This window comes from Variovorax sp. TLI9-5A (assembly GCF_056867935.1).
In genome coordinates, this window is the sequence record NZ_CP200310.1 from 5,726,327 (window position 1) to 5,739,367 (window position 13,041).

Consider the following 13,041-nt stretch of genomic DNA (forward strand, 5'->3'; position numbering starts at 1 on the left):
AAAAACGGCAGGACTTGCGCCGCAAGCGCACCCGGCGCACCGCTGGCGCCTGCGGCGTCCTACAACCGGCGATTGTCGGTGCTGGCAAAAGCGCGATGTAACGCAACCACGCAAGCCCCATGCCGGCCCCTTCATCTTTATCTTCCTCCTCGCCCGCCAGGCCTCCGTCGAAGCCGACGCCCATCGCCAACGGCCTGGTCTACGTGAACCCCGACATGCCCGGCATCCGCCGCCTGAAGCACGGAAAACGCTTCCGCTACCGCGATGCCCGGGGCATGTGGGTGCGCGACGCGGACGAGCTCTCGCGCATCCGCATGCTGGCCATTCCACCGGCCTACACGCAGGTATGGATCTGCCCGCTGCCCAACGGCCACCTGCAGGCCACCGGCCTCGACGCGCGCGGGCGCAAGCAGTACCGCTATCACGCCGACTGGCGCTCGATGCAGGACGAGACCAAGTTCGACCGCCTCGAAGCCTTCGCGCTCGCGCTGCCGGGCATCCGCGCCCGCGTGGCGCGCGACCTGCGGCTGCCCACCAGCCGCAAGGCGCCCGGCCGCGCCCAGGTGCTCGCGGCGCTGGTGCGCCTGCTCGACACCACGCTGCTGCGCGTGGGCAACGAGGAGTACGCGAGCAGCAACGGCTCCTTCGGCCTCACCACGCTGCGCAACCGGCACGCGGCGGTGAAGGGGCAGGCGCTCAGGCTGCGCTTTCGCGGCAAGAGCGGCGTGATGCACGAGGCGCAGCTCGACGATCCGCGCGTCGCCAAGGTCGTGCGGCAGTGCCAGCAACTGCCGGGCCAGGCGCTCTTCCAGTACGTGGATGCCGGCGATGAGGGCGACGGCAACGGCGATGCGGGCGGCGAGCTGCGCGGCGTCTCCTCCACCGACGTGAACGACTACCTTGCCGAAGCCGCCGGCGGCGAGCGCTTCACCGCCAAGGACTTCCGCACCTGGCACGGTACGGTGCAGGCGCTGGAACTCACCCGGCTGGCCTGCGAGCCAGGCCGCACCGCCGCCAACGGCAGCCGCTACAGCGCCAAGGACATCCTCGGCGCAGTGGCCAAGCAGTTGGGCAACACGCCGGCGGTCTGCAAGAAGGCCTACGTGCACCCGGCCGTTCTGGCGCTGGGCAGCGCGCTGTCGGACGGCGACGAGGCCACCGCAGCACTCTTCGAGAAGATCGGCGGCAGCCGCACCGCGAGGCCCTCGCGCGGACTGCATGCGGCGGAACGCCGGCTGCTGTCGTTCCTGAAGGCGCACCGGCGCGAACAGCGACGCAGCAGCACAGCTGCCGGCAAGAAGGGAAAGGCTCAGGTCCGCGTGGCGAGCACCAGGCGCACGCTGTCGGCTTCGAGCGCCACCGCGTAACCCAGGTCTTCCGCCAGGTTCTGCAGCGCCACGGCGTCGATGGCCAGCGCGCGCGGTGCACGGTGCGCGTCGAGCACGGCTTCGGTGGCGCCCGGCTCGCGCGGCAGTGCCGTGAGGCGCAGCGCGTTCGCCCCATCGGCCTCGATGCGGATGGTGCCGGCCTCGTCCGTGCCGTCGTGCAGGTAGCCCATCGCGCCGAGAAACAGGTAGCGCAGGGCCGCGGCCGCGGGCCAGCGGTGTTCGTCGTCGGAGGGGGTCAGCGAAGCGTCGGTTTCCAGCGCCACGCCGTGCAGGTCGAAGGCGGCGCGCATCAGCGTCACGCATTGCGCCACCAGCGCGCTGCGGGTGATGCCGTCGTCGACGGTGGCGAGCTCCCAGTCGCGCAGCGAGCGGATGGCATCCACCAGCTCGGAAACCTGGCTGTCGATCAGCCCCACCCGCTCCTCGCAGGCCGCGGCATCGACGGTCGCGGCGCCGATCTGCCGCTTGAGCATCAGCAGCGCCATGCGGATCACCGAGACCGGGGCCGCCATGTCGTGCCGCAGCGCGGGCAGCGCACGGGTGAGAAGTTCGTGGCGCACGCCGGCGGCGATCCAGCTGCGAGCACTGGGCGAGGATTTCATTGGGCGGCGGCCACGGGCTTCGGGTTCATCATCGGCAGGATCAAGAGCTGCTTGCCTCCAGAAACGTTCTGGTAACAAGTATGAAGTATGGCGCCCGCCCGCAGATGTAGGAGGGTGCCTACCATGACGCCACTACCGCCCGGCCGGGCATCCGGCCACCGCCCGCCCGATCAGGGCTTGCCGAGGTAGGCGCGCACTTCTTTCACCTCGACGCCCGCCGCGGCGACCGCCGAGCGCAGCTGCGCCTCGGTCACGCCCAGCGTCTGGGTCCAGTAGCGCACCTCGTGCGCCTCGTTCACATTGATGCGGGCGGCATCCTGCGGCCCGCGCTTGTTCAGGTCATCGGCCATGGTGTGTTTCCTTTGCAGAAGAACCCACCATGCGACGCCCATACGGTCCGTGCTGGCGGACGGGGGCGCGCCCGTTTGCAGGAGAAATCCGAGGCGGCTGCCCGGTTGGAGATGTCCGGAAGCGGCGCGCCGCTTCCGGCCCTCGCCCCTACCTTCGGGCCACACCAACAGCCGATCTGCACAAGATGACCCCGGAACAGAACAAGCGCGCAGTCACCGACGCCTGGAAGTCCTTCGCGAGCCGAGACCGGCAGCGCATCGAGGCCGTCTTCACCGAAGACGCCGAATGGCTCGCGCCCCGGGGCAACGCGACGGCGGTGGCGCTCGGCGTGCCCGACCACATGATCGGCCCGGAGGCCATCGCACGCTTCCTGGTCGACGACTTTCCCCGGCTCTTCGTCGCCGACGTGGCCGTGAGCTTCTCGCACCTGCATTGCGACGGCGACACCGTGATCCTCGAGGAGCGCATGCGGGCCACGCTGGCCGGCGGCAGGCACTACGACAACGACTACTGCTTCGTCTTCGAGCTGCGCGAAGGCCGCATTGCCCGCGTGCGCGAGTACATGGACACGCGCAAGGGGCACGCCGCGATCTTCGGCTGACCCGATCAGCCCGTGGCCGGCATGCAGCGCGCCTTCAGCTCCCGCTTGAGCAGCTTTCCGTTGGCCGTGGTCGGCATCGCATCGATCAGCTCGATGCGCGTCGGGCGCTTGTAGGGCGAGAGGTTCTCGGCAAGGTGTGCGCGCAGCGCCGCCTCGTCGAGCGCCGCGCCGGGCTTCAGCTCGATGAAGGCGACGACCTGCTCGTTGCCGTCGGCCTCGGGCACGCCGATCACCGCGCACAGGTGCACGCCCTCGAATCGGCCGATGACCGCCTCGATCTCCGCCGGGTACACGTTGAAGCCCGAGCGGATGATCATTTCCTTCAGCCGCCCGACCACGAAGAGCGCGCCGTCCTCGCCGAAGCGCCCGAGGTCTCCGGTGGCATACCAGCCGCCGGGGCGCATCACCTGCGCGGTGGCGGCTGAGTCGCGGAAGTAGCCGAGCATCAGGCCGGGGCCGCGCAGCCAGATCTCGCCGGTGCCGCCCTGTGCCACCTCATTGCCGTCGGGGCCGACGATGCGGGCCTCGCCGCCTTCAACCGCATGACCGGCGGAGGTGTCGGTGCGCGGCGATTCGGTACGCGTGAGAAACACCGAGCCCGCGTACTCCGACAGGCCGTAGCCGTAGTGCAGCGGCTGCCCGAAGAGCCGCTCCACGCGCTGCTTGAGCGCAGGATCGAGCGGCGCCGAGCCGGTGTAGACATAGCGCAGATCCGGAAAGCGAGGCGTCGCACGCTCGGCCTCAATATGCGCGATCAAGCGCGCATACATCGTCGGCGGGCCGAGCAGGTTCGACACCTGCTCCTGCGCCAGCGCCTGCAGCACGTCGGCCGGCGAGAAGCTGCCGCGCAGCACGAGCGCCGCGCCGCCCGTGAGCGCAGCCATCAGCACCGTGCCGATGCCGAAGATGTGCGTCATCGGCAGGAAGGCGTAGACGCGATCGCGCTCGCCCAGCGCGCGCACCTGCGCCGACACGCGCCCGAAATGCAGCAGCCCCCGGTGCGACACCATCACGCCCTTGGGCGTACCCGAGGTGCCGGAGGTGAAGATGATGGCGGCGGTGTCGGCCAGCGCCGGGTCGGGCTCGGTGCGAGCGTCCGCGCGGGCGGCCGAGCGCATCACGCCTTCGAGCGCGCAAGGCTGCGCACCGGCCCTGCGCGCATGCTGCGCTGCTGCTTCGGAAGCTGCCGTCGTGTAGCAGCACAGCCGCGCATCGGCACGCTCGGCGATGGCCGCGATCTCGCCCGGCGACATTCGCGCATTCACGCCACACGACCACGCGCCCACGCGGCTGCAGGCCATCAGCAGCGCGATGTGCGCGGCACAGTTCTCGGCCACCAGCAGCACGCGGTCGGTCGGCCGAACGCCGGCGGCCAGCAGGTCCTGCGCGGCAACGTCGGCCATGGACTGCAGCTGCGCATAGGTCGTCGTGCCGCCGGGCTCATGGAGAAACACCGCATCGGGCGTGCGCGCCGCGCGCTCTTCAAGCAGATGGTGGATTCGGTGGATTCTCTGCATGCTCACTCGGCCTCGATGCCCTTGGACGCCGTCGCCCACAGTTGCCGGTCGGCCTTGCCCTTGGTCGCCAGCACCTCCGGCGCGCCCGACCACACGTCGTAGCCCTGCTCTCGCAGCCGGTTCGCGATGTCCTCGCGCGCCAGCATCCTGCGCGCGGCGGCGTTCATGCGCGCGACCATTGCCGGATCCAGGCGCGCCGGCCCGTAGAGGCCGAACCAGCCACCCACGTCGTAGCCGGCCACGCCCGACTCGACCATGGTCGGCACCTCCGGCAGCATGCGGTTGCGCTGGCGCGAGGTGACGGCCAGCGCGCGCACCTTGCCCGACTGGATGAAGGGCTTGGAGGTGGCGATGATGTCGAACATCATGGTCACGGTGCCAGCCATCACGTCGGCGAGCGCGGGCGCGCTGCCCTTGTAGGGCACGTGCGTGAGCTGCACGCCGGTCATCTTCTCCAGCAGCGCGCCGCTCAGGTGGTTGGATGCTCCCACCCCCGCCGAGCCGTAGAACACCTTGCCCGGCCGCGCCTTCGCATAGGCCAGCAGCTCGGCCACGCTGCGCACCGGCACCTCGTTGTTGATGACCAGCACGTTGGTGTAGTCCACCAGCGGCGCGATCGGCGCCAGGTCCTTCATCGGGTCGAAGGCCATGTGGCGCTGCACATTGGGGTTGATGGTGATGGTCGGGCTCGCGCCGAAGAAGAGCATGGCGCCGTCGGGCGCGGCCTTGGCCACCGCGTCGCCGCCCAGCGAGCCGCTGGCGCCGGGGCGGTTGTCCACGATCACCTGAGTGCCCAGCTCCTGGCTCAGCGCGGGCGCGAGCAGCCGCGCCGCGCCGTCCACCGGGCCGCCGGCCGAATAGCCGACCACCAGCTTGATGAGCGATGGCAGAGGCTGCTGCGCGAACACGCGCGAAGGCAGTGCAGCCAATGCAGCCCCGCTCGCCATGGCGGCCACGAGTTGCCGGCGCGAGAAATGAGTCGATGTCATGAGCGTTGTCTCCTGTTTTGAATTTCCTCGACGCCCTCGCTCACGCCGGCAGGTCCAGAACCTGGCGCGCGAGGATGTTGCGCTGTATCTCGTTGGTGCCGCCGTAGATCATTGCGGCGGTGGATCCGATGAGTGGCGAGAGCACGTTGAAGGTCTGGCCGTCGAGCACCTGGTCGCCGGCCACGGCCCCCTGCTCCTCGCCCGCCTCGACCAGCAGCGCGCCGATGCGGTGATAGGTCTCGCTCGCCCAGATCTTCAGCAACGACACCGAAGCCGGCAGCGGCTTTCCCGCGCGCACGATGTTCGCGAAGCCGGTGTAGGCGGCCGACAGGTCGAGCACGTCGAGCCGCAGCGCCGCGAAGCGCTGTGCGAACACCGGGTCGGCAAAGAGCCGCCGCGCCTGCGCCAGCCTCGCAAGCTGCCCCAGCGCGTACTGCGACTGCTTGGGGCTGCCGAGGAAGATGCGCTCGAAACCCAGCAGCGCCTTCGCGATCGTCCAGCCGCCATGCAGCTTGCCCACGAGGTTCTCCGCCGGCACGCGCACGTTGTCGAAGAACACTTCGCAGAACTCCGGCTCGCCCGCCAGCGTGTGGATCGGCCGGATGGTGATGCCCGGCGTGCGCAGGTCGCACAGCAGGAAGCTGATGCCCTCCTGCTTGCGCGCGTCCTTGTCGGTGCGCACCAGCATGAAGATGTGGTTGGCGTCCTGCGCGAGCGTGGTCCAGATCTTCTGGCCGTTGACGATGAAATGTTCGCCCTGCGCGTCGCGCGCCGGCATGGCCTCGGTGCGCAGGCCCGCGAGGTCGGAGCCGGCGTTGGGCTCCGAATAGCCCTGGCACCACACATGCTCGCCGCTCAGGATGCGCGGCAGAAAGCGCTGCTGCTGTTCGGTCGTGCCGTGCTGGATGAGCAGCGGCCCGATCATCACGATGCCCTGGTCGGGTGCGCGCGCCACGCCGTATTGCTCCAGCTCCTCGATCCACGCGATGAGCTTGTCGGCCGGCAGCCCCATGCCGCCGTGCGCCTGCGGCCATGCTGGCGCGATCCAGCCCTGCGCCGAGAGCGTGAGGTACCAATCGCGCATCTCGCTCCAGCGGGCGCGGTGCGAGAGGTAGCGCAGCTGCTGCGGATAGCGCTGCTGCAGGAAGGCGCGCACCATGCGGCGGAAATCGGACTCGGGCATCGAAGACCAGTCGGCGATGCGCGGAAACCCGCCTTCCCATGTGACCGCAGCAGTCGCCGCCGTCTCGGCCTCGCCGCTGAGCGCCGCATGCCGGCGCTGATGCGCGCTCGCGTTGCCCAGCCATGCCGACATGCACAGCACGCGCTTGTAGTACAGGCTCAGGTCGCACTCCTGCGTGTAGCCGATGGCACCGTGCAGCTGCACCGAGGCGCGCGAAGCCTGCAGCGCGGCGGCGGTGCAGCGCGCGTTGACGCGGCTGGCCTCGGCTTCGAGCCGCTGCGCCGGCAGGCCCTGTGCAGCGAGCGCCAGCACGTCGTCGAGCGTGGCCTTCGCCACTTCGAGGTGGATGAACATGTCGACGCAGCGGTGCTGCAGCGCCTGGAAGCTGCCGATGGGCTTGCCGAACTGCGAGCGGGTGCGCAGGTAGGCCAGCGTCTGCGCCAGCATGGCCTGCCCCGCGCCCAGCAGTTCGGCCGACTGCAATATCTGGCCGGCCGCGAGCGCATAGCGCAGTGCCTCCTGCGCGGCCGGTCCTTCGGCAAGCACCGCGCCGGCCGGCAGCGCGACCTGCTCGAAGCGCAGGTTCGAGGCCTGGCTGCCGTCGACCAGCGGCACGGGCGTCTCGCTCACGCCTTCGGTGCCGCGCGGCACCCACAGCAGCACCGCGTCGTCCTCGCCGCGCGCCGACACCAGCCAGCCGCTGGCGGCTGCGCCGGGCAGCACCATGAGCTTCTCGCCCTGCAGCAGCACACCGCCGCCAGGGCGACGCTCGCAGCCGCAGGCCAACGGCACCGCGCTCAGATCGCCCGCGCTCTCCTGCCAGGCCAGCGCGGGCAGGTTGCGGCCCGCGACCAGTTCGGCGAGCAAGGCGTCGGCGCCGGGCGTTCCCAGCCGTGCCAGCAGCAGCGCACCGAGCCCGGCCACGGCAAGCAGCGGCTCGGGGGCCGCATGCTCGCCCGCCGCGCGGAAGATTTCCGCCGCGCCGTCGAGCCCCAGCGCGAGCCCGCCGGCCGATTCGGGCGCCAGCATGCCGGGCCAGCCGAGCGCGGCGATGTCCACCCAGCCCTCGGCCTCGTCGGTGCCGGGGCGCTCCATGCGGGCGCGCCGGCGCTGCAGGGCACGGCTGCGATTGAAGTAGTCCAGCGCCGATTCGCGCACTGCGGCAAGTGATTCGAGATCCATCGCCGCAGCGTGACAGAAGGCCCCGCAAAGCGGCATTTGCATTTGCCGAAGGGAGGGTTTCGCATTCAGAGAGCCGCCCCGCGCGTGCGCGGGCTAGATTCGCCCCATGACCACCAAGATCAAGAAATCCCTGCACACCGAGCTGGGCCACAGCACGCCCGACAGGATCACCGTGCGCGGGCGCGACCTGCCCTCGGAGATCCTCGGCCACCTCAACCTCGGCGACATGGCCTTCCTGGAGCTGACCGGGCGCATCCCCACGCCGCAGGAGTCGGTGACCTTCAACGCCATCGTCGTCACGCTGGTGGAGCACGGCGTCACGCCCAGCGCGCTGGCCGCTCGCCTCACCTACGCAGGCGCGCCCGAGGCGCTGCAGGCGGCCGTGGCGGCCGGCCTGTGCGGACTGGGCACGGTGTTCGTCGGCAGCACCGAGGGCGCGGCGAAGATGCTCTACGAGGCCATTCCCTTCGGCGAGAAGCCCACGCGCCCGCTGGCCGACATGGCCAGGGACATCGTGGCCGACCACCGCGCGCGCAAGCTGATCGTGCCGGGGCTGGGCCATCCGCTGCACAAGCCGATCGACCCGCGCACGCCGCGCCTCTTCCAGATCGCGGCCGAGAACGGGCTTTCCACGCACTACGTCGCGCTGATGCAGGCGGTGCAGGAAGAAGCCGAGCGCGTCTCGGGCAAGTCGCTGCCGATCAACGCCACCGGCGCCATCGGTGCGATCGCGGCCGAGTTCGGCTTTCCCTGGAAGATCATCCGCGGCTTCGGCGTGATGGCGCGCGCCATCGGCCTCGTGGGCCACATCCTGGAGGAGATCGACGACCCGATGGCCATCGAGATCTGGCAGCGCGTGGAAAAGGAAGCGGGCGGCCCCCGCCAGGATTGAGCAGAAATCGATGAACAACGCCAACGACAAGAACTTTCCCGACATCCGCGACGCGGTGCGCGACCTGTGCGCGCAGTTTCCCGACGCCTACTTCCGCAAGGTCGACGAAGCGCGCGGCTACCCCGCCGAATTCGTCGACGCGCTCACCAGGGCCGGCTGGATGGCCGCGCTCATTCCGCAGGAGTACGGCGGCTCGGGCCTGGGCCTGACCGAGGCCTCGGTGATCATGGAAGAGATCAACCGCTGCGGCGGCAACTCCGGCGCCTGCCACGGCCAGATGTACAACATGGGCACGCTGCTGCGCCACGGCAGCAAGGCCCAGAAGCGCGCCTACCTGCCGAAGATCGCCAACGGCGAGCTGCGCCTGCAGTCCATGGGCGTGACCGAGCCCACCACCGGCACCGACACCACGAAGATCAAGACCACTGCCGTGAAGAAGGGCGACCGCTACGTGGTCAACGGCCAGAAGGTGTGGATCTCGCGCATCCAGCACTCCGACCTGATGATCCTGCTGGCGCGCACCACGCCGCTTTCGGAGGTGAAGAAGAAGTCGGAAGGCATGTCGATCTTCATCGTCGACCTGCGCGAGGCCATCGGCAAGGGGCTCGAGGTGCGGCCCATCCTCAACATGGTCAACCACGAGACCAACGAGCTGTTCTTCGAGAACCTGGAGATCCCGGCCGAGAACCTGATCGGCGAGGAAGGCCAGGGCTTCAAGTACATCCTCGACGGGCTGAACGCCGAGCGCACGCTGATCGCGGCCGAGTGCATCGGCGACGGCTACTGGTTCATCGACCGGGTCACGAAGTACACGAAGGAACGCGTGGTGTTCGGCCGGCCGATCGGGCAGAACCAGGGCGTGCAGTTCCCCATCGCCGAGTCCTTCATCGAGGTGGAGGCGGCCAACCTCATGCGCTACGAGGCCTGCCGCCTCTTCGACGCGCACCAGCCCTGCGGCGCGCAGGCCAACATGGCGAAGTACCTCGCGGCCAAGGCGAGCTGGGAGGCGGCCAACGCCTGCCTGCAGTTCCACGGCGGCTTCGGCTTCGCCTGTGAATACGACATCGAGCGCAAGTTCAGGGAGACGCGGCTTTACCAGGTGGCGCCGATCTCGACGAACCTGATCCTGAGCTACGTGGCGGAGCACATGCTCGGCCTCCCCCGTTCGTTCTGAAGGAGCGCATCGCATGAATACAGTCGATCACCCGAGCAAGGTGCTCGCGACTTTCGCCGCCGAACTGCGGTTCGCCGCCATCCCCGCCCCCGTGCTTCGCCGCACCGAGGACCTGATGCTCGACTGGCTGGGCTCCGTGCTCGCCGCGCGCACCGCACGGCCGGTGCGCAGCATCGAACGATTCGCGCAGATGATGGGCCCCACCGAGGGGCCCAGCGAGCTGCTGACCTCGCGCCGCACCAGCTCGCCGTTGTTCGCGGCGCTCGTCAACGCGGCGGCCTCGCACTTCGTGGAGCAGGACGACGTGCACAACGGCTCGGTGTTCCACCCGGCCGCCGTCGTCATCGCGCCCGCGCTGGCCGTGGCGCAGAGCATCGGCGCGAGCGGCGCGCAGCTGCTCACCGCGGTGGTCGCGGGCTATGAGGTCGGCATCCGAGTCGGCGAATTCCTCGGCCGCTCGCACTACAAGACCTTCCACACGACCGCGACGGCCGGCACGCTCGCCGCAGCCGCAGCGGTGGGCCGGCTGCTGGAGCTAACGCCGCAGCAGATGCTGCATGCCTTCGGCTCGGCCGGCACGCAGTCGGCTGGCGTGTGGGAGTTCCTGCGCGACGCGGCCGATTCCAAGCAGCTGCATTGCGCGCACGCCGCCGCCAGCGGTCTGATGTCGGCTTACCTCGCGCAGGACGGCTTCACCGGCGCAGCGAAGATCCTCGAAGGCGCGCAGGGCCTGGGCGTGGGCATGTCCAGCGACGCCGACCCGGCCAGGCTCACCGACGGCCTCGGCACGCGCTGGACACTGGCCGAGACCTCCTTCAAGTACCACGCCTCCTGCCGCCACACCCATCCCGCCGCCGACGCGCTGCTGCAGGTAATGACGCAGAACAAGCTGAAGCCTGCCGACGTGTCGGGCGTGACCACGCACGTGCACCAGGGCGCCATCGACGTGCTGGGCCGTGTGGACGTGCCCGCCACGGTTCACCAGGGCAAGTTCTCGATGGGCACGGTGCTGGGCCTGATCGCGGTGCACGGCCGCGCGGGCCTGGGCGAGTTCGACCGCAACTTCCTCGCGCCCGAGGTCTCGGCCTTCCGCGAGAAGGTGACGATGCAGCTCGACGAGGAGGTGGACACCGCCTACCCCGCACGCTGGATCGGCAAGGTCAGCGTGCGGACCGCCGACGGCCGCACGTTGCAGGGCCGCGTCGACGAGCCCAAGGGCGACCCCGGCAACAGCCTGAGCCGCGCCGAGATCGAGGACAAGATGCAGCGCCTCGCGCACTACGGCGAAGGCGCGACGGCCGAGGAAGCCAAGGCGCTGTGCCAGCGCGTCTGGCAGCTGGCCGACACGCCGCGCGTGGGACTCTGGCTGGCCTGAAACCGTTCAGGCCGGCGCGGTCCAGGCGAAGAGCCGGCCGCAGCCCGGCGAGCGCGCATCGAGCCCCGCGGTGCGCGCCAGGTCCCAGAAGCCGGCGGGCGAGCTGGACACCACGGGCACCTGCAGGCGCTCCTCGACCTCGCGCACCGCATCGAGCGTGACCAGTCCGCCGCAGGAGATCAGGATGCCGTCGGCGCCCGGCTTGGCCTCGAACACCTTCACGCAAAGGTCCACCAGCGCCTTGGTCGGCACCTTGCCCACGGCCTGCACGTCGGAGATCGACAGGCCTTCGAGCGCCAGCGGCTCGAAGCCGCTGTGCTCCAGGTAGCGGCGCAGCTGCGCGTTGACCTCGTCGATGTAGGCCGTGGCCACCGCCACGCGCCGCACCTTCAGGTGCCGCAGTCCGTTGACGATGGCGTTGCTCATAGTGGTGCAAGGCAGGCCGGTGGCGCGCGCCATCTTGATCTCGAGCTGGCGGTTGAAGTCGGCGCCGCGAAAGAAGCTCAGCGAGGTTCCCATGAGCGAGACCGCGGAAACGCCCTCCTCCTTGAGCGCCACGGCCTTCCCGACCACGGAATCGATCACGTCCAGGTAGCCGCGCGTGGAGATCTCGCCCAGGCCCAGCCCGAGCGCGCTGAAGCGGATGCGCTCGCCGTACAGCAGCGGCCCGTCCACCGGCACCGCGCCCGCCGCCGGAGGCACGATCAGGCCCAGATGAGGCTGCGCCATGCTCAGCTCCCCTCGGCCACGATGTTCTGCTCGGCGATGATCTTCTTCCACCGCGAGGTTTCCGCCGCCATGTCCTTGCCGAGCTGGGCCGGCGTGGCATAGGCGCGCAGCGTGCCCTGCGCGGCAGCCGCGGCGCCGGTCTCGGGCGTGTCGAGCACCGACTTCACCGCGGCCGATAGCTTGTCGACGATGTCGTTGGGCGTGCCGGCCGGCGCCAGCACGAAGATGCGCGGCGCCACGTCGAAGCCCGGCAGGGCATCGGCCAGCGGCGGCACGCTTTCCGCGCCTTCGAGCTTGGCGGTGTTCATCATCGCCAGCGCGCGCAGCTTGCCCGCCTTGGCCTGCGCCATGCCGGCCGTGGCACTCACCACGCCGAGGGGAATCTGGCCGCCGATCACGTCGGGCACGATCTGCGCGGCGCCACGGTACGGCACGTGCACCACCGGGCTGCCGGTGGCCTGCTTGAGCATCTCGAAGCCCAGGTGCTGCACCGTGCCCACGCCCGAGGTGGCGTACGAGTAGCGCGAGGCGTTGGCCTTGAGCTCCTTCACCAGCTCGGCCGGCGTCTTCGCGGGGAAATCGTTGCCGGCCACGATCATCAGCGGCGAGATGAAGGCCCCCGCCACCGGCTTGAAGCTGGTGAGCGGGTCCAGCGGTATCTTCGGTTGCAGCAGCTTGGCGGCGAGCAAGGCGCTGTCGCCCATCATCAGCGTGTAGCCGTCGGGCGGCGCCTTGGCGACGAAATCGGCCGCGATGAGGCCGGTGGCGCCGGTGCGGTTCTCCACCAGCACCTGCTGGCCCAGCACATTCGACAGCCGCGTGCCGAGCAGGCGGGCTACCGCGTCGACGCCACCGCCGGCCGAATAGCCGACGATGAGGCGGATGGGCTTGTCGGGGTACTTCTGTGCCTGGGCCCAGGCCATGGGCGCCGCGAGGGCACCCATGAATCCGAGGGCGGCCATCGCGCGCAATGCATGGCGGCGCGCGGGCGGTCGAATCGCTTGTCTGGCTTTCATCATGTCTCCGTTGTCTGTGTCGGACGCCGGCCGTCTGTCGCG

General features: G+C 69.9%; 12 protein-coding genes. 5 read left to right on the forward strand and 7 right to left on the reverse strand.

Annotation, left to right across the window (positions count from 1 at the left end; genetic code table 11):
• Positions 1-119: 119 nt before the first annotated feature.
• Positions 120-1,367, forward strand: coding sequence for a DNA topoisomerase IB (locus AC1VNX_RS27290; RefSeq protein ID WP_483160706.1), 1,248 nt, complete (start codon positions 120-122; stop codon positions 1,365-1,367).
• On the opposite strand, the gene AC1VNX_RS27295 is transcribed toward AC1VNX_RS27290, so the two are convergent.
• Together AC1VNX_RS27295 and AC1VNX_RS27300 are read right to left on the reverse strand one after the other, a co-directional pair.
• Complete coding sequence (locus tag AC1VNX_RS27295; RefSeq protein ID WP_483160707.1) at positions 1,310-1,990, reverse strand: hypothetical protein; 681 nt, start codon at positions 1,988-1,990, stop codon at positions 1,310-1,312. The genes AC1VNX_RS27290 and AC1VNX_RS27295 overlap by 58 nt on opposite strands.
• 170 nt (positions 1,991-2,160) lie before the next feature.
• Positions 2,161-2,340: a DUF3606 domain-containing protein gene (locus AC1VNX_RS27300; protein ID WP_483160708.1), complete on the reverse strand. Its 180-nt coding sequence runs from the start codon at positions 2,338-2,340 to the stop codon at positions 2,161-2,163.
• Between the two features lie 185 nt (positions 2,341-2,525).
• On the opposite strand from AC1VNX_RS27300, the gene AC1VNX_RS27305 reads away from it, so the two are divergent.
• Complete coding sequence (locus AC1VNX_RS27305) at positions 2,526-2,942, forward strand: nuclear transport factor 2 family protein (RefSeq protein WP_483160709.1); 417 nt, start codon at positions 2,526-2,528, stop codon at positions 2,940-2,942.
• A 5-nt stretch (positions 2,943-2,947) separates the two neighbouring features.
• On the opposite strand, the gene AC1VNX_RS27310 is transcribed toward AC1VNX_RS27305, so the two are convergent.
• From AC1VNX_RS27310 to AC1VNX_RS27320, 3 genes are read right to left on the reverse strand one after another with little or no spacing between them, the layout of a single operon-like run.
• The gene (locus AC1VNX_RS27310; RefSeq protein WP_483160710.1) at positions 2,948-4,459 is read right to left on the reverse strand and encodes a class I adenylate-forming enzyme family protein; all 1,512 of its coding nucleotides are present in this window, start codon (positions 4,457-4,459) and stop codon (positions 2,948-2,950) included.
• A 2-nt stretch (positions 4,460-4,461) separates the two neighbouring features.
• The gene (locus tag AC1VNX_RS27315) at positions 4,462-5,448 is read right to left on the reverse strand and encodes a Bug family tripartite tricarboxylate transporter substrate binding protein (protein ID WP_483160711.1); all 987 of its coding nucleotides are present in this window, start codon (positions 5,446-5,448) and stop codon (positions 4,462-4,464) included.
• 40 nt (positions 5,449-5,488) lie between these two features.
• The gene (locus AC1VNX_RS27320; protein ID WP_483160712.1) at positions 5,489-7,813 is read right to left on the reverse strand and encodes an acyl-CoA dehydrogenase family protein; all 2,325 of its coding nucleotides are present in this window, start codon (positions 7,811-7,813) and stop codon (positions 5,489-5,491) included.
• A gap of 106 nt (positions 7,814-7,919) precedes the next feature.
• Between AC1VNX_RS27320 and AC1VNX_RS27325 the strand changes: the two genes are divergently transcribed.
• The 3 genes from AC1VNX_RS27325 to AC1VNX_RS27335 are packed head-to-tail and all read left to right on the forward strand — an operon-like array spanning position 7,920 to position 11,254.
• The gene (locus AC1VNX_RS27325; RefSeq protein ID WP_483160713.1) at positions 7,920-8,705 is read left to right on the forward strand and encodes a citryl-CoA lyase; all 786 of its coding nucleotides are present in this window, start codon (positions 7,920-7,922) and stop codon (positions 8,703-8,705) included.
• 10 nt (positions 8,706-8,715) lie between these two features.
• Entirely contained in the window at positions 8,716-9,879 is a 1,164-nt protein-coding gene (locus AC1VNX_RS27330; RefSeq protein WP_483160714.1) for an acyl-CoA dehydrogenase family protein, read from the forward strand.
• Between the two features lie 13 nt (positions 9,880-9,892).
• Positions 9,893-11,254, forward strand: coding sequence for an MmgE/PrpD family protein (locus AC1VNX_RS27335; protein ID WP_483160715.1), 1,362 nt, complete (start codon positions 9,893-9,895; stop codon positions 11,252-11,254).
• Positions 11,255-11,260: 6 nt separating this feature from the next.
• On the opposite strand, the gene AC1VNX_RS27340 is transcribed toward AC1VNX_RS27335, so the two are convergent.
• Together AC1VNX_RS27340 and AC1VNX_RS27345 are read right to left on the reverse strand one after the other, a co-directional pair.
• Entirely contained in the window at positions 11,261-11,983 is a 723-nt protein-coding gene (locus AC1VNX_RS27340) for an arylmalonate decarboxylase (RefSeq protein WP_483160716.1), read from the reverse strand.
• A 2-nt stretch (positions 11,984-11,985) separates the two neighbouring features.
• Entirely contained in the window at positions 11,986-12,999 is a 1,014-nt protein-coding gene (locus AC1VNX_RS27345; protein ID WP_483160717.1) for a Bug family tripartite tricarboxylate transporter substrate binding protein, read from the reverse strand.
• Between the last annotated feature and the right edge of the window lie 42 nt (positions 13,000-13,041).